Raw genomic sequence first — 18,349 nt, 5'->3', positions numbered from 1 at the left:
GGGCGCGCGCGGACCGGACAGGGGACGCCCGGTCAAGCCTCAACGCGCGCGCCCGCCCCTCGCTGTCCCTTGATCCGCAGGTAGCTGCGCCAGATCAGCCGCTGCAACAACAGCGTCACCACGCCGGCCGCAGTCATCCCGGCCAGGTTGATGCCGAGCTGCGCGGCCGAGCCGCCGATCTGATGCGGCGCCCACAGCGCGACCGACAACGCCAGATCCCCGGCTGCCGGCACTGTCGTCACGGAGATGAACACTCCGACCAGCGCGTTCGCCCGCCCAGCGGTCTGCGACAACACACCCGCGCATCCAGCCAGTACGGCGACCACCGCCGACCACTTGTCCGGACGCCAGATGAACCCGGTCAGCGGCCGGGCCGCGGTCACATCCCCGACGTCGATCCAGCCCACCGCCCGGGCGAGGAGCGCGGCGAGCGCAGTGAGCACGATCGCCAGCAAGAATCCCCAGACGAGCAACACTGCCGATCGCCAGGTCAAGCCGCGATTCCGCAGCGCGATGCCGACGGCCAGCGCGGCGACCACGCCGAACTCGGGACCGACGACCATCGCGCCGACGACCAGGATCGAGGAATCGGTGATCACGGCAACGGACGCGATCATCGTGGCCAGGGTGAGGAACGCGTAGTACACCCACGAGCCGCTGGCCTCGTTGTAGGCCTGGTCGACGACCGCGTCCCAGATCACCGCGTCGTCGGGTGCGCCGGGTGCGGCCCGCTCTGTCTCCCGGGCGTTCCGCGAAGGCGAAGCATCGACGTCGGCGAGTGCCACCGACCCTTCGTCGTACAGTCCCTGAGCCTTAAGGAAACCGAGGATTTCCGAAGTGGCCTCGCGGGTGACGTCGCACTCGATCATGTCGCCCACGGGTCGATGGGCGACGCCGGGGAACTGGACGATGCTGGTCACCCGCGGGTCGGCGACAAGCGTGTTCAGGACGCGCTCGCTGCGATCCGATGGGACGATGAGCCGAAGGTGCATCACGGGCCATATCGTCGCAGGCCGCCGGTCACGCCGACTCTGGGGAGGCAGGATGACAGTTGTAGAAACCGACCGACCTGAACTGAAGCGGGTGATGGGCCCAGGATTGTTGCTGCTGTTCGTGGTCGGCGACATCCTCGGCACCGGCGTCTACGCACTGACCGGCAAGGTCGCCGGTGAGGTCGGTGGCGCGGTCTGGCTGCCGTTCCTGTGTGCCTTCATCGTGGCGCTGCTGACCGCGACCAGCTATCTGGAGCTGGTGACGAAGTACCCGAAGGCCGGCGGCGCGGCGGTCTACACGCACAAGGCGTTCGGGATCCACTTCCTCACCTTCCTGCTCACCTTCGCGGTGATGTGCTCCGGCCTCACCTCGGCGTCGAGCGCGTCGAAGGCATTCGCGGCGAACTTCTTCTCCGCCGCCGACATCGACCCCGAGCGCGGGTCGCTGCTGATGATCACGTCGCTGTCGTTCATGGCGCTGATCGCGCTGGTGAACCTGCGCGGCGTCGGCGAGAGCGTGAAGGCCAACGTCGTCCTGACGGGTGTCGAGCTGACCGGTCTGCTGATCGTGATCGCGATCGGTGTCTGGGCGATCGGCAGCGGTGACGGTGACACCTCCAGGCTGACCGACTTCAACACCCCATCGGGAGAAACCGCCTTCGGCTCCGTCACCGCGGCGACCGCACTGGCGTTCTTCGCGATGGTCGGCTTCGAGGACTCGGTCAACATGGCCGAGGAGACCAAGAACCCGGTCAAGATCTTCCCGAAGATCATGCTGACGGGCCTGTGCATCACCGGTCTCATCTACGTGCTGGTCGCGATCTCGGCGGTCACCTTGGTGTCGCCCGAGGACCTGAACAAGGGATCAACCCCGCTGCTGAAGGTGGTCGAGGCCGGGGCCCCGGGCTTCCCGCTCGAGGTCTTCGCCTGGATCACCATGTTCGCGGTCGCCAATTCGGCGCTGATCAACATGCTGATGGCGAGCCGGCTGCTGTACGGCATGTCGCACGAGCAGGTCCTGCCCGGTCCGCTCGGCCGCGTGCTGCCGAAGCGCCGTACGCCGTACATCGCGATCCTGTTCACGACGCTGCTGGCGTTCTTCCTGATCGGGTACGCCGATCTGGCCGCGCTCGGTGGTACGACGGCGTTCCTGCTGCTGTGTGTGTTCGCGATCGTGAATGTCGCCGTACTGGTGCTGCGCCGGGATCGGGTCGAGCACAAGCACTTCCACGCGCCGACCGCGCTGCCGGTGCTGGGTGCCGTGCTCTGCGTCTACCTGGCCAGCCCGCTGTCCGGGCGGGCATCGGCGGACTACAAGATCGCGGGCTGGCTGATGCTGATCGGTGTCGGTCTGTGGGCGATCACCTGGCTGCTGAACAAGTACGTGTTCAAGCGGCACGCCGAGTTCGACCCGAGCCATATCGACCCGAGCGGTCCGGTGAACTGACCGGCAGCAGGGCGGCAAGCACAACCGTGCCGAGGGCAACGAGCCCGAGGGCGACCGCGATCCAGCCGAGCGCCGCGTAGCCAGTGCCAGCGTCGATGGCGAGGCCACCGAGCCACGGACCGACGGTGATACCGACGTTGAACGCGGAGAAGTTGGTCGCGGTCGCCAGGGTCGGCGCGTCGCCGGCGAGGCTGAAGACGCGCGCGTTCAAGGCCGGGTTGGTCGCGAACCCGAAACCGCCGAGCAGGACGATCACCGCGATCGCGACGATGGGAACGGTCGCGGTGAGAGCCAGTACGGCGGACAGCACGCACAGTCCCGCGATTCCGGTGAACAGCGTGTGGAACGGCAGCGCGTCCGCGATCCGCCCGCCGATTGTGATCCCGATGAATGAACCGAGGCCGTAGAGCGCGAGTACGCCAGGCACCGCACTAGGTGGCAGCCCAGTCGTCTGGATCAGCAGGGGAGCGAGATAGCTGAAGACCACGAGGATGGTCGCGGTGACCAGCGCGGTGGTGCCGAAGGCGAGCCAGAGCCGGGAGTTGGCGAGCACCTTCAGCTCGTCGGTGAGCCGAGGCGCGCGCTCGGGTCGACTGCCGGGGATCGTGGCCACGACGCCGGCTGCCGCGAGTACGCACAGACCTGCGACCGTCCAGAAGGCGGCGCGCCAGCCGAGGTGCTGGCCCAGGACTGTGCCCGCTGGAAGACCGATGATCGTGGCGACCGTGAGACCGCCGGTGACGACGCTCATCGCGCGGGCTCGGCTGTCCGCCGGGACCACGTCGACGACCGTTACCGCGGCAACGGACCAGAATCCGGCGTACACGAAGGCGCCGATGATGCGGGTGGCCAGCAGGACCTCGTAGTTCGGGGTGAGGGCTCCGGCGACGTGTGCGAGCGCGAACACGCCGAGAAAGAGCAACAGCGCCGTACGGCGTGACCAGTTGAGCGTGAGCACCGCCAGCACCGGGGCGCCGAGCAGCATGCCGGCGGCGAACGCGGAGATGAGCAGTCCGGCCGCCGGAATCGAGACGTCCAGACTCTTTGACAGCTCAGGCAGTAGTCCGGCGAGCATCAGCTCGGACGTACCTTGAGCGAAGATGCTCAACCCCAGGACGTAGACAGCAACCGGCATCGCGTTCCCCCACCTCATCGACAGCCACCGGGAGTATTGCAGAGGTGACTATTCGCTGTCGCCGCGCCAGATCGCAGGCTGAGACTTGGGTGGATACGGCATCGTGGATGCATGAGCTCTCAGACACCCGCGAAGCGGACTGGTCGGACGGTTGACACCGCCCGGATCGGTAGTGGGCTGAAGCTGCTCGCCGTGCTCGTGGGGCTGATGTGGCTGAGCGAGATCGTCGACACGGCGATGCACGGTGCGCTCGACCAGTACGGCATCATCGCCCGCGACCCCGAAGGGCTGGTCGGCATCGTCACGGCGCCGTTCCTGCACCTCGGCTTCGGGCATCTGATCTCCAACACGCTGCCGCTGGTCACTCTGGGCGCACTGATCGCCATCAGCGGCGCGGTCCGCCTGTTCGCGGTCACCGCACTCGTCACCACGGTCGGCGGCCTCGGCACCTGGCTGATCTCGCCGCCGAATACCATCACGATCGGCGCGAGCGGCCTGGTCTTCGGGTACGCCGCCTATCTGATTGCGCGCGGCATCTTCAATCGCCGCCTCGGCCAGGTGCTGGTCGGCGTACTCGTGGTCCTGGTGTGGGGGAGTGCGCTGCTCGGCGGCTTGCTACCCCAGGACGGCATCTCCTGGCAAGGCCATCTGTTCGGCGCGATCGCCGGCGTTCTCGCCGCCTGGGTGCTGGCGGACGATCGACCGAAGGTCAAAGTCAAGTAAGCGTCGCGGGGTCGGTGTTGCTGCCGCACACCACCACGACGACCCGCTCACCGCCGACCGGCCGGTAGACGCCTGACTTGAGCGCGGCGTACGCGACGGCCGCGCCGTGTTCGACGGCCAGGTGGTGGTCGATCCACAGTTCCTTGCGAGCGGCAACAATCGCGTCCTCGCCGACCAGCAGCGACCGCACGCCGTACTCGCGGGCAGCCGCGAACGCCAGGTCTCCGATGCGCCGGGCGCCGAGCGAGTCGGCTGCGACTCCGCCGACCGGGCCGTCAACGGGTTCGCCGGCCGCCAGCGCCCGATGGAGCGTCGGCGCCAGTTCGGGCTCGACGCCGATCACCTGCGCGTTGTCGCCCATCGCCGTAGCGATGCCGGCGATCAGGCCACCGCCGCCGACGGCGACCAGCACGGTGTCGAACATGCCGGCCTGCTCGAGCAGTTCCAGCCCAATGGTGCCCTGCCCGGCGACGACCTCCGGCTGGTCGTACGCGTGCAGCAACAGCGCGCCTGATTGCTCTTGCGCCTGGACCGCGGCCTGATAGGCCTCGGCGTACTCGGACCCGATCTGGATGACCTCGGCTTCGAGAGTGCGCAACTTCGCGACCTTCGGGGCGGGAGCGGTCTCCGGCACGAAGATCCGGGCCGGGACGCCGAGTTCCCGCGCCGCGTAGGCAGCCGCGAGTCCGGCGTTGCCGCCCGAGGCCGCGACGACGCCCTGGCCGGTGAGCTCGCCGTGTTCCTTCGCCGTCAGCAACCGGTTGAACGCTCCGCGCGGTTTGAACGACCCGGTGTGCTGGAGGTGTTCCAGCTTGAACGTCAGTCCCGGCCGTACCTCGATCACCGGCGTCCGTCGTACCCGGCCGGCGATCCGTTCCGCGGCGGCGCGGACGTCCTGCGCACTTACCGTCATGCCTCAACCCTGCCACGATGAGATCGGGAGGTTTGCCAATGGGTGCGTACGACGAGAGCTACCGCAGGAGTCTCGCGGATCCGGAAGGGTTCTGGCTGGAGGCGGCGTCGGCGATCTCGTGGACGCGGCCGCCGGCCCGGGCACTCGACGACTCGAACGAGCCGCTCTACCGGTGGTTCCCGGACGCCGAACTGAACACGTCGTACAACGCTCTCGATCGTCACGTCGAGGCGGGCAACGGTGACCGGACGGCGCTGATCTACGAGTCACCGGTGACGGGCAGCGGCCGGAGCTTCACCTACTCACAACTGCGGGACGAGGTCGCGCTCTTCGCCGGCGGGCTCGCGTCGCTCGGCGTCGGCAAGGGCGACCGGGTCGTCGTCTACATGCCGATGGTGCCCGAGGCCGTCATCACGATGCTTGCGTGTGCGCGGCTCGGCGCGATTCACTCGGTCGTGTTCGGCGGGTTCGCGCCGAAGGAGCTCGCCGCCCGGATCGACGACGCCAGGCCAAAGGTGATCGTCGCCGCGTCGTGCGGGATCGAGCCGACGCGCGTGGTCGAGTACAAGCCGATCATCGACGCCGCGCTCGAACTCACCGAACACCAGCCTGCGCACACGATCGTCCTGCAGCGTCCGGCGGCGCTCGCGAAGCTCGGCGACACCGACCTCGACTGGACCGCTGTCACCGCGGGCGCCCAGCCTGCCGACCCGGTCCCGGTGGCGGCGACCGATCCGCTCTACATCCTGTACACGTCCGGTACGACGGGTAAGCCGAAGGGCGTCGTCCGCGATAACGGCGGTCACGCGGTCGCGCTGTCGTGGTCGATGCGAGCCGTCTACGACATCGGGCCCGGTGACGTGTGGTGGACCGCCTCCGACGTCGGCTGGGTCGTCGGCCACTCCTACATCGTCTATGCACCGCTGCTGGTCGGCGCTACGTCCGTACTTTACGAAGGAAAGCCGATCGGTACGCCGGACGCCGGGGCGTTCTGGCGGGTCATCTCCGAGCACGGCGCGAAGGCATTGTTCACGGCTCCGACCGCGTTGCGCGCGATCAAGAAGGTCGACCCTGAAGCTCGTCTGCTGTCGCAATACGAGCTGAAGGACTTCACCACGCTTTTCCTCGCCGGTGAGCGGCTCGACCCGGAGACCTATCACTGGGCGCACGGCCATCTCGGCGTACCGGTTGTGGATCACTGGTGGCAGACCGAGACCGGCTGGCCGATCGCCGCCAACCCGCGCGGGCTCGAGCCGCTACCGGTCAAGCCGGGCTCGGCGACCGTCCCGCTGCCTGGCTGGGACGTGCAGATCCTGCACGCTGACGGCACTCAGCAGGCCGCGGGGGAGGAGGGCGCGATCGCGATCAAGCTGCCGCTGCCACCCGGCGCGCTGCCGACGCTGTGGGGCGACGACGAGCGCTACATCGACAACTACCTCAGCCGGTACGACGGCTACTACCTCACCGGCGACTCCGGATACCTCGACGAGGACGGCTACATCTTCGTCATGGGCCGCACCGACGACGTCATCAACGTGGCCGGTCACCGGCTGTCGACCGGCAGCATGGAAGCGGTGCTCGCCGCACATCCAGCCGTCGCCGAGTGTGCGGTGATCGGAGTCCACGACGAGCTGAAGGGCCAGCTGCCCCGCGGCCTCGTCGTACTCAAGGCAGGTGCGGACATCGCCGAGGATGTGCTCCGGGACGAGCTGGTGGCCGCCGTACGACGCGATATCGGGCCGGTGGCGGCGTTCCGCGACGTGTCGGTGGTCGAGGCGCTGCCGAAGACGCGGTCGGGCAAGATCCTGCGCAAGACCATGCGTGGCATCGCCGATGGCCGCGACGAGCCGGTCCCGTCCACCATCGAGGATCCCGCCGTACTGGACGCTCTTCGCCCGATCTTGCGTCAGTCCGATTGAGCGAGGAAGTCGAGCACCAATCGGCTGGCAACGGTGTGGAATTCGTGGAAGTACGCGTGTCGAGCGCCCTGGATGAGCTCGGCCCGCGCGCCGGGGATCCGGTCGGCGAGCAGTGGCGCGTTGGCGGCCGGGCTGAACACGTCGTCCGTCCCGTGCAGGATCAGCGTCGGCGCCTTGATGCTCGGCAGCTCCGCCCACGAGTCGTGCCTGTTGCTCGCCACCAGGTGCCGATTCCTGGCGTACGGCGGCATGTCCGGATCGCCGAGCACCGGATGCCGACCCGGATTCGCCTTCAGCCATCCCGGTGTGTACATGAGGTCCAGCAGCACCCGGACCGCTCGGGTGGGATCGGCCAGCAGCCGGCGGATTTCCTGACTCCGCTCGAAGCCGTGCGCCGCGCCCGGCGACGTACAACCGAGCACGAGCGCGTTCACCCGCTCCGGGTAGTTGATCGCGACCCACTGCGCGACGCGGCCGCCCATCGAAGTGCCGTAGACGTGCGCAGTGGGCAGGCCCAGGTCGTCGAGCACTGCGATGACGTCGTCGGCGAAGCCCTTCGTGCTGTAAACCTCATCCGGCTTGTCACTGTCGCCGGTGCCGCGCCAGTCGAGTGTGATCGTCCGGTACGACGTCTCGAAGTCGGCGCGGACGGGGTCCCACCAGGTGTGGTTGTTGGACTGCCCGGCCAGCAGGACGAGCGGTTGCCCTTCGCCTTGGACCTGGCAGGCGATTAGGCAACCATCGGCAGTTGTTGCGTGCGGCACGGTGAGCAGTCTGCCTGATTGGGCCGCGGGTTAGGCTCGGGGCATGCGAGTGGTGATTGCGGGTGGACACGGGCAGATCGCGCTGCGGCTCACCAAGCTGCTGGCCGGCGACGGGCACGAGGTGGTCGGGCTCGTACGGAACGCGGACCACTCCGGTGACCTCGCGGCTGTCGGCGGACAGGCCGCCGTACTGGATCTGGAGGCGGTCGACGCTGGGGCGGTGGCCGACGTACTGGCCGGTGCTGATGTGGCGATTTTCGCGGCTGGTGCCGGGCCGGGCAGCGGGAAGGCGCGGAAGGACACGGTCGACCGGGGAGCGGCCGCGCTGTTCGCGGACGCGGCCGAGCAGGCCGGCGTACGGCGGCACATCCAGGTCGGCTCGATGGGCGCCGACCGGGCCGACTCGCTCACCGACGACGAGGTGTTCACGGTCTACCTGAAGGCGAAATGGGCAGCCGAGGAGGACCTGCGCGGACGCGACCTGGACTGGACCGTCCTGCGGCCCGGCTCGCTCACCAACGACCCAGGCACCGGCACTGTCCGGCTGGAAGACAAGACCGGTAACGGCAGCATCAGCCGCGACGACGTGGCCGCGGTGCTGGCCGGCCTCTGCGACACCCCGGCCTCGATCGGCCGGACCCTGGAGCTGATCGGCGGAGACACCCCGCTGAGCCAGGCTCTGAAGAACCTCTAACGTTGCCACTGGCAACAGAATGTGACGGATATGGGCGACACTCTCCGGCAGGTGCACTTCGAGCGCATCGCCAACAGCAGCTACCGGGTCCACAACGCGCGCGGTGGCAGCATCACCGTCGGCTCCGGCGGCGACGCGACCGACTTCACCCCGGTCGAACTGCTCCTGGCCGCGATCGGCACCTGCTCGGCGATCGACGTCGACGTGGTGGTCAGCCGCCGCGCCGAGCCGACCGAGTTCAGCGCGGTGGTCCGCGGTGACAAGGTCCGCGACTCCGAGCAGGGCAACCGGATGGAGAACCTGGCGGTCGAGTTCACCATCCGATTCCCCGAAGGCGAGGACGGTGACAAGGCCCGGGAGGCACTGCCGCGCTCGGTGAAGCTGTCCCACGACCGGCTGTGCACAGTCAGCCGGACGGTCGAGATCGGCACCCCGGTGACCACTACGGTCGACGAGACGGCCTGAGGAACTCGCTCACCGGTCGAAGCCGGGTGCTGAGAAGCTTCTGGGTGCGTTCGCCGTCGAGGCGGATCTCCGACGGCGAGCCCGGCGACTCGGCGAGCGCGTCAGCGTCGAGGCCGTCCCGGATGGCGATCAGCCGGCCCAGCTCGAGGCGGTTGGCCGCCTCGGGGCCGGCCACGTGGGCGGTGCCGCTGAAGTCGGACGTGAGGAGCTCGAGCAGAGCCGTCGCGAGGTCGGTGACGTGGACCGGGCAGCGGACGTTCGCGGTGAACAAGGAGCCCGGCTGACCGGCTGCCAGCGCGTGGACGAACCGCTCGTGTGACGACCTGCCGTCGTACCCGACGATGAGCGACGTACGGGCGATGACGGCGGACGGGTCGATCGCCCGGATCGCCGTCTCGGCCGCCGCCTTCGCAGCGCCGTACGGCGTCACCGGGCAGGGCGGCTCGTGTTCGTCGTACGGCGCCGGGCGGCCGCCGAAGACGACATCGCTCGAGACGAATACCAACCGCGCGCCACGGGCAGCAGCAACGATGTTCGCCGGCCCGTCGGCTGTGGTCGCCCAGTCCGATTGCCTGAAAGCCGCGTGGATGATTCCGTCCGGCCGTACCATTCGCAGGACCTCGTCGACCTCGTCCCGCCGCCGGACATCCATCCGCACCCCGCCCGGCACTGGCTCTGTGTGATAGGTCGGCACCACCTCGTGCTCGGCCAGCCGCAGCACCTCACTCCCCAGCAACCCGGCGGCCCCAGTGACGAGCAACCTCACGAAGGCATCCTAAGCTCTCCGCCTTCACCGCAGCCGATGCCGTCTGAGGTGCCAGCCGCTTGTTCTGGTGCTGCGGCGGACGTCGGCGACAGTGCGGATCTTGCGGGGCGTCATCCACGACTGGGATGGCTTGTGGAGCATCCAGTTGTCGCCGATGGTGATGGCTGCGTGCTGGACCGCGCCGGCGGTGTCGCGCCAGACGAAGACAGTGCCTGGTACGTCGTCTCGTCCGCCGGGCGTGGTGTGGTCGGCCAGCCAAGTGTCGAAGGGCTCGCGCTGCATCCACACGTCGGCGGCTCCCTCGACTCCGGCAGCGGCCATGACCGTGCCGAAGCAGTTGGGGCCGCTTCCGGCTGGGAAGGTGCCAGCGAGTTCGCGTGCGCGGGGCAAAGTGGACGGCCAGGTCGTGACCTCGGTGTGGCGGCTCGAGTGCAGGTCCTCGCTCACGATCCGGGGGAGGACGACCTCGGCCGAGTCCCGCAGCAGCGACTTCCACCAGACGAACCGATGCCCGTCGGCCTGCCGTCTGATTTCGGGACCGAGCAGGGCCTGCCAGCGGCGAACCGTCGGGACAGCTCCTCGGTTGTGGTTCACCTGAGCCCGGACCAGCGCGGCTCTGGTTGCCTTCGGCAAATTCGAGTACGTCGACTCGTCCAGCCAGCTCACCCGGGTAGCCATGCGGTCCACGCCGTACGTCCGGTAGGTGTCCCGCTGCTCGGCGGTCGGCTCGCGCTCGTCTGTGGGAAGGTTCCAGTTCTGGGCCTGCTCAGCGGTGACGAAGAACGGCTGGACATCCGGCGCCAGCCAGTCGACCCACTTCGTCAGCAGCACCGGGGAGACATCGATCCCGAGAACGTTCACCGGGCTACGCTCGCATCTCCGCGGGAATCCGTCACAAGGTTTTGGCGGGCGTCTGCGGGCCGCGGTAAGGCTGGGTCTGGGAGTAGACGAGGTTCGTGGTGGTGCTGCCGAATTCAGTCAGCTCGTTGACGAGCTCCTCCAGATGCGGCATCGAGGCAGCGGCGACCTTGAGGGTGTAGCAGTCGTCACCGGTGGTGCGGAGGCACTCGAGGATCTCGGAGCGTTCCCTGAGCAGGCGGTGAAGGGGCTCGTGCTTGTTGCCCGGGTATTTGAGTCGTACGACGGCCAGCACCGGATAGCCCACCTTCGTCAGGTCGACCTCGGCGCGGTAGCCGGTGACGACGCCGAGCGACTCCAGCCGGCGTACCCGCTCGGTGGTGGCTGAAGCGCTAAGGCTGACGCGACGGCCGAGCTCGCTCAGAGAGATCCGGGCATCGCGCTGCAGCTCGACCAGGATGGCCCAGTCGGTCGGATCGAGACTCTCGGTCATACGGCCAATATACCGGCGATTCCCCGGCTAGAGCCGTCGTGCGCCGCGAATGTGCCCTTCAGAATAGGCATCCCGCCTGGATAGTCTGACGGGCATGGAACTCGGTGTGAATGTCCCCAACTTCGGCCCCGGCACGAATCCGGCGCGGCTGCGCGACTGGGCTCGTACGGTCGAGGGCCTCGGCTACGGTCTGCTGATGGTGTCCGACCACGTCGCGATCACCCCGGACGTCGCGGCGCAATATCCGGCGCCCTTCTACGAACCCTTCACGACGCTCAGCTGGCTGGCCGGCATCACCGATCGGATCCGGCTCGGGACAACCGTGCTGATCGCGCCGTACCGGCATCCGTTGCTGGTGGCAAGAATGGCGGCGAACCTCAACGAACTCAGCGGCGGCCGGCTCGTGCTCGGTATCGGCGTCGGCTGGGCCCGGCAGGAGTTCGATGCCCTCGGCACCGACTTCCACCGGCGCGGGCAGATCACCGACGACGTACTGCGCGAACTCCGCCGCGCCTGGGAGAACGACAAGGACTACGGCGGTGGCGACATCCCGATCTGGGTCGGCGGTCAGAGTACGGCGGGACTGCGCCGAGCCGTCCGCTTCGGCGATGCCTGGCACCCGTTGCGGAACCGGATCGATTGGTTGCGCACAGCAATGGATCGGCTGCGGGCCATCGCGGCGGAGGAGGAGCGGCCGGTGCCGGAGTTCGCGCCGCGGATCCTGCTCCGGCTGACCGATGGGCCACTGCCCGATGACGACCGAGTCGCGGGTGAGGGTTCACTCGATCAGGTGCTCGCTGATCTCGACGTACTCCGTGAGCTCGGCGCGCGGAGCGTCGTACTGGATCCCTTTGTCGGGGATCCTGCTGAGACGGAACGGCCCGAGGCGGCCTGGCAGGCGCTCGCGACCATCGCGGCGCACACACGATGGGAGAACACGTGACACCCGAAGACTTTCTCCGGCGGGCGATCGAGTTGGCAGCGGAAGCACGCCGCAACGGGAATCCGCCGTTCGGCTCGCTGCTGGTCGGGCCTGATGGCGACGTACTCGCGGAAGCGCAGAACTCGACCATCACGGACGGCAACATCAGCTTCCACCCCGAACTGAAGCTGGCGGTCTGGGCGGCGCAATCGCTCGGCGCCGAGACGGCTGCCGGCACGACGATGTACACCAGTTGCGAGCCGTGCGGCATGTGCGGCGGCGCCCTCGCCCGGTCCGGCCTCGGCCGCGTGGTCTTCGCGCTGTCCGGCGAGCAGCTCGACGGACTCAAGCCGTCCGGCGGCTTCCCCGCCGTACCGCAGGAAGGCCCTGCCCTGTACGACGAGGCCCGGGTACCGGTCGAGGGTTATTACACCTAGACCGGCACCCGGCGCGGATCAGACCGGCGCGAGGCAGAGGGTGTACTTATCGGAGCCGACCTCCGAGGTGTACGACGCCTCGTAGCCGGCGAACTGCTCACACTGGCTGTCGTCCGTGGTGTCGTCGAGCTTGCCGACGATCTTGTACTCCGCTTCGGACGAGGCGCAGTCGACGACACTCACGTTCGGATTCGTCGAGGTGCCGTTGTTCACCACGCACGCCCCGACCTTCGCCTCGGAGGTGGTGGTCGTGGTGACGTTGATCGCCACGATCGCCACGATCAGAGCGATCGGGAGCAGCAGCATCGCGATCGCCGGGCGCTGGAACAGCGGCTTGCCCGGGTTCATCGGCCGGCCGGGAGCGCCGGGAGCGGGCTCCGGCAGCTTCTTGAACTGCGACATCGGGCCGAGGTTCGACAGCATGATGAACGGGTTGATGATCGCCGACCCGACACCCCACCAGCCCTGCACCAGGCTCTTCGCGGTCATGTCCCGCACGGACGCGATGCCGCAGGTGCGGCAGAACGGCCCCTGCAGCTTGAGCCATCGCATCACGATGATCATGCCCTGGTGACCGCGCACGGTCGCGTTCACCGCTGGAACGGCACCACAGAACCGGCACTGCAGCGCACCCTGCGGCATCGGCGCGAACCCGGCCTGCTGCTGCGGCGGGAACTGGCCCTGAGGCTGGCCCTGCTGTGGGAAGGTCTGCTGATACGGCGCCTGGCCCGCTCCGTGCTGCTGCGGCGCGAGTGGCTGCGGAGCCTGCTGCTGGAACGGCTGCTGGGTGTACTGGGGTGGCTGCTGACCGCCGTACTGACCCTGACCGCTCTGCTGGGGCTGGCTCTGCGGCTGGTTGTACTGCGGGAACTGCTGCTCCGGCGGCGGACCGTAACCGCCCGGCTGGCCGGCGTACGGGTTCTGCGGGGGCTGGGGAGGGGATGTGGTCACGGACGCTTCCTGAAACTCTGTGGCGGTTGGACACGAACCACCGCACCTTACTCACCCCAGAGGTCTAATCGGCTGGCAGGTGTGAGGGGCGCCCGCCTGGACGGCCGGCTGGTCGGCATCACGTACTTCCCTCACCCACGCGAGCATAACTGCGTACCGCTGTAACGACTGACGAGCTCGGATCCGAGACGGGCCAGCTCGGCCTGGACCGACGGCGGGTCGACCACTTCGATCGAGGTACCCCAGCCCGCCAGTTCCTGCGCGATCATCAGCGGAGTCGGTGCGGTGATCTTCAGCCGCACCCGGTCGCCGTCCATCCCGTCGACCTCACAGTTCCGCCCGAGCCGGTCCTGCATCACCCACACGTGCCGTTCGGCCATCAGCACGGTCGCGGTGAGCCCGGATCGGCGGTCCTCCATCCGGTCCACGATCTCGCTCCACGCCTCGGCCAGATCGAAGTCCGCGGGCCGTTCGAACGACTCGCCAGTCACCTCGGCCGACACCACCCGCTCGACCCGGAACGTTCGCTGACCCTTGTCGGTCCACGCGATCAGGTACCAGATGTCGTCCTTCTCGACGAGCCCGAGCGGATCGACCAACCGCTCCGACTGATCCCGCCCCCGCCCGGCATAGACCAGTCGCACCTTGAGACGCCGTACGACGGCATCCTGCAACCGCTGGGCTAGCTCCGGACGGTCCTTGACGTGCTGGCCCCATCGCGCCGGGTCGATCACGACCGCCTCGGCGGCTGCCTCGGCATGTTCGCGGAACGTCTGGGGGAGCGCCCGTACCAGCTTCCGCAGCGCGGCCTTCGCGTCCGGCGCGATTGACGCCGCCGGCCCGACCAGCAGGAACAAACGCCTGCGCCTCCGGTGCGGTCAGCCCGCTGAGGTCGGTCCGCGCCCCGCCGATCAACTGCCAGCCGCCGTTGCGCCCGGCCTGTGGATAAACCGGGATGCCAGCGGTCGACAGCGCCTCGAGATCCCGCCGCGCCGTCGCCACCGAGATCTCCAGCTCCGCGGCGACCTCGGCCGCGGTCACCCGGCCGCGCGCCTGCATCAGCAGCAACACCGCCACCAACCGATCTGCCCGCACGCGCCCATGCTGCCAGACAAACCGCTCAACAGCTGAGCACTTATGGCCGTTGCAGGGGGCGTCCGTTGGGTTGCTCGCGGCAACAGTCGTCTGGTGCTACCCGGGGCGGTTCTTGCGGTCAGCTTGGTACGCCCTCGCCGACGAGGCCGTCGATGGACTCGCGGATGAGGTCGGCGTGACCGGTGTGCCGCGCGTACTCCTCGATCATGTCGACCAGGATGTAGCGCAGGCTCGGTGAGCGGCCGTCCTTGGAGACGTACTTCGCGAGTTGATCCGCACCGCCGGCGGCCAGTGCCTCGCGAACGGCTGCGCGCGAACGCTCGACGGATTCCTGCCACAGCGACATGAGCTGCTCGGGCGACTCGTCCGTCGCGGAGCTCCACTCCCAGTCGGGGTTGGTGTCCCAGTCGACCGAGTCCCACGGCGCTGGTAGGTCGTGCCCGAGCAAGCGCCCGGTGAAGTACTCGTCCTCGACGAGCGCGAGGTGCTTCAACAATCCGCCGAGCGTCACCGTCGACGGCGGGTGCTTCGCGTTCAGCCCGTCCGCATCGAGCCCGCCGCACTTCCAGGCGAAGGTCCTGCGATTGCGCTCCAAGGCGCCCAGCAGGGTGTCGATCTCGGTGCCGGCGACCGGCGGCTCCTGAAGGATGTCGTTCTCCATGGTGGGAGGTTACAGTCGGTTCCGGACGGTTGACTTCCGGAATGGTGAGGGGCATGGCGTACGACATCAGTCCGACGGCTCGGACGCTGACGGTGCTGGAGCTGATCCAGAACAGTCCGGGCATCACAGCAGAGCAGCTGGGGGACAAGCTCGGGGTCTCAGAGCGGGCGGCCCGGCGGTATGTCGCGATCCTGCGCGAGGCGGACATCCCGATCGAGTCCGTGCGCGGACCGTACGGCGGCTATCGGGTCGGCCGCGGCCTGCGCCTGCCGCCGCTGATGTTCACCCCGACCGAGGCGCTCGGCTTGGTGATGGCGATCCTGGAGGGCCCGCGCGGCGCCGACGATCCGGTCGACAACGCGCTCGGCAAGATCATCCGCGTCCTGCCGGAGTCGGTCGCGCGGTCCACAGACGCCGTACGACGGGTCAGTGCGCGCGGGCCCGACCCAGGCGCGCGTACCCCCGACCCCGAGATCACCGCGCAACTGGTCTCCCACAGCACCGCCTGCCGGCAGATTCGGATCGGCTACCGGCGCTGCCCAGGGGAAGAGTGGACGATGGAGGTCGACCCGTGGGCTGTCGTCGTACGCCGGGGTCGCTGGTATCTGCTCTGCTGGTCGCACTCGAAGGATGCCAAGCGCGTCCTCCGCGTCGACAAGGTCACCGAGGTCACCGCACTCGACGGTCTGTTCACCCCGCCCTCGGAGCTGGACCCACTGGCAGCCGTGGAGGAGCACCTGGCGCTCGGCTGGAAGTACCCGATCGAGGTGATGATCGACGCACCGGTGGAGCAGGTCGGGCACTGGATCGCCCGGAGCATGGGCCGGCTGGAGGAGATCGACGCCGACCACACCCGGTTGATCGCCAGCACCGACGAGCCCGACTGGTACGCCACCCAGTTGACCGCGATCAAGGCGCCGTACCGGATCATAGGATCGGCTGAATTGCAGGAGGCCGCCCGGCTGCTCGGGCAACGGTTGCTGGAGGCAAGCAGCGGTGCATGAGATCGAGTTCGACGGGGAGATCTGGTTCTGGCGTGGGCCGGCGCCGTGGTACTTCATCACCGTGCCGGAGGAGGAGTGCGCCTACTTCGAGGCGGAGTCGAACTTCGTCACCTACGGCTGGGGGATGATCCCGGTCCAGGCCGAGATCGGCGACACGGTGTGGGATACCTCGATGTTCCCCAAGGACGGTCGGTACATCCTGCCGTTGAAGGCGGCGGTCCGGCGGGCCGAGGAGCTCGACGACGGCGACGTACCGACCGTGCGGCTGCGGCTTCGGAGCTGGACTGTCGGTGGGCAGGTCTAGCGTTCGTTCCGAACCCGAACAGAGGGAGGGAACAAGGTGTCCACGTTGCCGGATCGGCCGAACACGGCCTTGGTGGTGATCGACGTCCAGGAAGGCGTCGTCAGCGGTTCCTACGAGCGGGACCAGGTGGTGAAGAACATCAGCGCCCTGGTCGGCAAGGCGCGCGCCGACGGCGTGCCGGTCGTCTGGGTGCAGCACTCGAGCGACGACCTGGTGAAGGGCAGTGACGCCTGGAAGTTCGTCCCGGAGCTGGATCCCCAGGAGTCCGAGCCGCTCGTCCACAAGACTTTTGCCGATTCCTTCGAAGAAACCGATTTCGAGGAGGTCCTGGCTCGCGCGGGCATCGGGCGACTCTTCGTCACCGGTGCGCAGACGGACGAATGCATTCGCTCGACGATCCACGGTGCGTTCGTCCGCGGGTACGACGTGACGTTGGTCGGCGACGCACACACCACCGAGGACCTGACCGAGTATGGCGCACCACCGCCGGACAAGGTGATCGCGCACACGAACCTGTACTGGCGCTACCACCGCGCTCCAGGCCGCACAGCCGCCGTACAGGACACCGCTGACGTGGACTTCAACGGCTGATCTTCCGATTGGGACCTTCCAAGCGAATCGCTTCGACACACGAACAGTGACGAGCTATTGACAGGGAGAAACCGGTTTCTGTACGGTTTGGTAGATAGGAAAGCGCTTTCCGATTAATCCCGGTAAGCATCGCCGTCGTGCCCGAGGCGTACTGCGGCATGCCTGCCAACCGCCCCAATCGGAGGTTCTCTCATGTCCTTCTTCGCGTCCCCAACGCGCCCTTCATTCGGTCGACGACGGTTGCCGTTCCTGGCGGCGGCCACCGCGTTGACCGTTGCCGCCGCGGCCGCGGTGTCGACCGTCGCCGTACCCGAGTCGCTGCCGAAGGCCTCGGCATCGACGTTCGCCCTGCAGGGCTGGGCCACTCAGGGTGGCGGCACGACCGGCGGCGGCAGTGCTTCACCGGTGACGGTGACCACTGCCTCGGCTCTGATCAGCGAAATGCAGTCCAGCGGTGCCAAGGTGATCCGGGTCTCCGGCACGATCACCCTGTCCGGCATGAACAAGGTCGCGTCCAACAAGACCATCATCGGCGTCGGCAGCGGTGCCGCGATCACCGGCGGCGGCCTGAACGTGGCCAGCGTCAGCAACGTGATCATCCGGAACATCAACTTCCGGAACTGGGGCGACGACGCGATCAACGTCCAGTACTCGACCCGCGTCTGGGTCGACCACAACAGCTTCAGCAACGGGTACGACGGCGCCGTCGACATCAAGCGCGCGTCCGACTACGTCACCGTGTCGTGGAACAAGTTCTCCAACCACGACAAGGTCGGCCTGATCGGGCACAGCGACGACAACGGCGGCGAGGACATCGGCAAGCTGCGGGTGACCTACTACGCCAACTGGTTCGACGGGACCACGCAGCGGCACCCACGGGTCCGGTTCGGCAACCCGGTGCACGTCGTCAACAACTACTACCGAGGCAACAGCGGTTACGGCGTCGCGTCCACCTGCAACGCGGGCGTCTATGTGGAACGCAACTACTTCGAGAACGTCGGCAGCACGGTGGTCACCCAGACCGGTGACTCACCGCAGGGCAATGTGAAGCTGCTGAACAACTACCTGGTGAACTCCGGTACGCCGGCCTCCCGCAACGCCTCGAGCGTCGCCGCGATCCCGTACTCGTACGTCGTGGACGCCGCCGAAAGCGTGAAGTCGATCGTCACCGGCGGCGCCGGCACCGGCAAGATCTAACCTACCCCGTGGTGCCCC

21 protein-coding genes and 1 pseudogene are annotated in these 18,349 nt (G+C 68.0%); 11 read left to right on the top strand and 11 right to left on the bottom strand.

Annotation, left to right across the window (positions count from 1 at the left end; genetic code table 11):
* Positions 1 to 32: 32 nt before the first annotated feature.
* Positions 33 to 992, bottom strand: coding sequence for a DUF389 domain-containing protein (locus EV646_RS00605; RefSeq protein ID WP_132144689.1), 960 nt, complete (start codon positions 990 to 992; stop codon positions 33 to 35).
* 52 nt (positions 993 to 1,044) lie between these two features.
* Between EV646_RS00605 and EV646_RS00600 the strand changes: the two genes are divergently transcribed.
* Positions 1,045 to 2,439: an APC family permease gene (locus tag EV646_RS00600; protein WP_132142798.1), complete on the top strand. Its 1,395-nt coding sequence runs from the start codon at positions 1,045 to 1,047 to the stop codon at positions 2,437 to 2,439.
* On the opposite strand, the gene EV646_RS00595 is transcribed toward EV646_RS00600, so the two are convergent.
* Positions 2,381 to 3,574, bottom strand: coding sequence for a Cmx/CmrA family chloramphenicol efflux MFS transporter (locus EV646_RS00595; RefSeq protein WP_132142796.1), 1,194 nt, complete (start codon positions 3,572 to 3,574; stop codon positions 2,381 to 2,383). The genes EV646_RS00600 and EV646_RS00595 overlap by 59 nt on opposite strands.
* Before the next feature lie 111 nt (positions 3,575 to 3,685).
* Here EV646_RS00595 and EV646_RS00590 point away from each other — a divergent pair, with 111 nt between their 5' ends.
* Complete coding sequence (locus EV646_RS00590) at positions 3,686 to 4,297, top strand: rhomboid family intramembrane serine protease (protein WP_132142794.1); 612 nt, start codon at positions 3,686 to 3,688, stop codon at positions 4,295 to 4,297.
* Here the strand turns inward: EV646_RS00590 and EV646_RS00585 are convergent.
* Complete coding sequence (locus EV646_RS00585) at positions 4,290 to 5,210, bottom strand: threonine/serine dehydratase (protein WP_132142792.1); 921 nt, start codon at positions 5,208 to 5,210, stop codon at positions 4,290 to 4,292. The genes EV646_RS00590 and EV646_RS00585 overlap by 8 nt on opposite strands.
* A gap of 38 nt (positions 5,211 to 5,248) precedes the next feature.
* On the opposite strand from EV646_RS00585, the gene EV646_RS00580 reads away from it, so the two are divergent.
* On the top strand, positions 5,249 to 7,129 hold the full coding sequence (locus EV646_RS00580; RefSeq protein ID WP_132142790.1) for a propionyl-CoA synthetase: 1,881 nt from the start codon (positions 5,249 to 5,251) through the stop codon (positions 7,127 to 7,129).
* Here EV646_RS00580 and EV646_RS00575 read toward each other — a convergent pair.
* Complete coding sequence (locus tag EV646_RS00575; RefSeq protein ID WP_132142788.1) at positions 7,117 to 7,893, bottom strand: alpha/beta fold hydrolase; 777 nt, start codon at positions 7,891 to 7,893, stop codon at positions 7,117 to 7,119. The two genes, EV646_RS00580 and EV646_RS00575, sit on opposite strands and share 13 nt — an antisense overlap.
* 43 nt (positions 7,894 to 7,936) lie before the next feature.
* Between EV646_RS00575 and EV646_RS00570 the strand changes: the two genes are divergently transcribed.
* Together EV646_RS00570 and EV646_RS00565 are read left to right on the top strand one after the other, a co-directional pair.
* A complete protein-coding gene (locus tag EV646_RS00570; RefSeq protein WP_132142786.1) occupies positions 7,937 to 8,587 on the top strand; it encodes an SDR family oxidoreductase in 651 nt (216 codons plus the stop codon).
* 30 nt (positions 8,588 to 8,617) lie between these two features.
* On the top strand, positions 8,618 to 9,052 hold the full coding sequence (locus EV646_RS00565) for an OsmC family protein (RefSeq protein WP_132142784.1): 435 nt from the start codon (positions 8,618 to 8,620) through the stop codon (positions 9,050 to 9,052).
* On the opposite strand, the gene EV646_RS00560 is transcribed toward EV646_RS00565, so the two are convergent.
* From EV646_RS00560 to EV646_RS00550, 3 genes are read right to left on the bottom strand one after another with little or no spacing between them, the layout of a single operon-like run.
* Positions 9,030 to 9,818 (bottom strand): SDR family oxidoreductase, encoded by a 789-nt coding sequence (locus EV646_RS00560; RefSeq protein WP_132142783.1) that lies wholly within the window; start codon positions 9,816 to 9,818, stop codon positions 9,030 to 9,032. The genes EV646_RS00565 and EV646_RS00560 overlap by 23 nt on opposite strands.
* A 24-nt stretch (positions 9,819 to 9,842) precedes the next feature.
* Positions 9,843 to 10,679, bottom strand: a complete 837-nt coding sequence (locus EV646_RS00555) for a hypothetical protein (protein WP_132142781.1) — start codon at positions 10,677 to 10,679, stop codon at positions 9,843 to 9,845.
* 31 nt (positions 10,680 to 10,710) lie between these two features.
* Entirely contained in the window at positions 10,711 to 11,169 is a 459-nt protein-coding gene (locus tag EV646_RS00550) for an Lrp/AsnC family transcriptional regulator (RefSeq protein ID WP_132142779.1), read from the bottom strand.
* 94 nt (positions 11,170 to 11,263) lie between these two features.
* Here EV646_RS00550 and EV646_RS00545 point away from each other — a divergent pair, with 94 nt between their 5' ends.
* Both EV646_RS00545 and EV646_RS00540 read left to right on the top strand, forming a co-directional pair.
* Entirely contained in the window at positions 11,264 to 12,112 is an 849-nt protein-coding gene (locus EV646_RS00545) for an LLM class flavin-dependent oxidoreductase (RefSeq protein ID WP_132142777.1), read from the top strand.
* Positions 12,109 to 12,528 (top strand): nucleoside deaminase, encoded by a 420-nt coding sequence (locus EV646_RS00540; protein ID WP_132142775.1) that lies wholly within the window; start codon positions 12,109 to 12,111, stop codon positions 12,526 to 12,528. The genes EV646_RS00545 and EV646_RS00540 overlap by 4 nt, the downstream gene beginning before the upstream one ends.
* Before the next feature lie 18 nt (positions 12,529 to 12,546).
* On the opposite strand, the gene EV646_RS00535 is transcribed toward EV646_RS00540, so the two are convergent.
* From EV646_RS00535 to EV646_RS00525, 4 genes and pseudogenes are all read right to left on the bottom strand, one after another.
* Positions 12,547 to 13,479, bottom strand: a complete 933-nt coding sequence (locus tag EV646_RS00535; protein WP_132142773.1) for an LppU/SCO3897 family protein — start codon at positions 13,477 to 13,479, stop codon at positions 12,547 to 12,549.
* A gap of 131 nt (positions 13,480 to 13,610) precedes the next feature.
* Complete coding sequence (locus EV646_RS00530; RefSeq protein WP_241995093.1) at positions 13,611 to 14,336, bottom strand: helix-turn-helix transcriptional regulator; 726 nt, start codon at positions 14,334 to 14,336, stop codon at positions 13,611 to 13,613.
* Between the two features lie 121 nt (positions 14,337 to 14,457).
* Positions 14,458 to 14,538: pseudogene (locus EV646_RS39740) on the bottom strand (DeoR family transcriptional regulator); the annotation flags it as partial.
* Positions 14,539 to 14,692: 154 nt separating this feature from the next.
* Positions 14,693 to 15,235 carry a DinB family protein gene (locus EV646_RS00525; protein WP_132142771.1) on the bottom strand — a complete coding sequence of 181 codons (543 nt, stop codon included), beginning with the start codon at positions 15,233 to 15,235 and terminating at the stop codon, positions 14,693 to 14,695.
* A 53-nt stretch (positions 15,236 to 15,288) separates the two neighbouring features.
* Between EV646_RS00525 and EV646_RS00520 the strand changes: the two genes are divergently transcribed.
* The 4 genes from EV646_RS00520 to EV646_RS00505 all read left to right on the top strand — a co-directional run bounded on the left by EV646_RS00520 (position 15,289) and on the right by EV646_RS00505 (position 18,331).
* Positions 15,289 to 16,239, top strand: coding sequence for a helix-turn-helix transcriptional regulator (locus tag EV646_RS00520; protein WP_132142769.1), 951 nt, complete (start codon positions 15,289 to 15,291; stop codon positions 16,237 to 16,239).
* Positions 16,232 to 16,543: a DUF1905 domain-containing protein gene (locus EV646_RS00515; RefSeq protein WP_132142767.1), complete on the top strand. Its 312-nt coding sequence runs from the start codon at positions 16,232 to 16,234 to the stop codon at positions 16,541 to 16,543. The genes EV646_RS00520 and EV646_RS00515 overlap by 8 nt, the downstream gene beginning before the upstream one ends.
* Before the next feature lie 36 nt (positions 16,544 to 16,579).
* Entirely contained in the window at positions 16,580 to 17,134 is a 555-nt protein-coding gene (locus tag EV646_RS00510; RefSeq protein ID WP_132142765.1) for a cysteine hydrolase family protein, read from the top strand.
* A 192-nt stretch (positions 17,135 to 17,326) separates the two neighbouring features.
* A complete protein-coding gene (locus tag EV646_RS00505; protein ID WP_132142763.1) occupies positions 17,327 to 18,331 on the top strand; it encodes a pectate lyase family protein in 1,005 nt (334 codons plus the stop codon).
* The last annotated feature ends 18 nt before the right edge of the window (positions 18,332 to 18,349 follow it).

This window comes from Kribbella antiqua, from assembly GCF_004345665.1.
Taxonomy (GTDB): Bacteria; Actinomycetota; Actinomycetes; order Propionibacteriales; family Kribbellaceae; genus Kribbella; species Kribbella antiqua.
The sequence above is the reverse complement of the archived record's forward strand: the minus strand, read 5'-3'. Positions and strand labels throughout refer to the sequence as shown.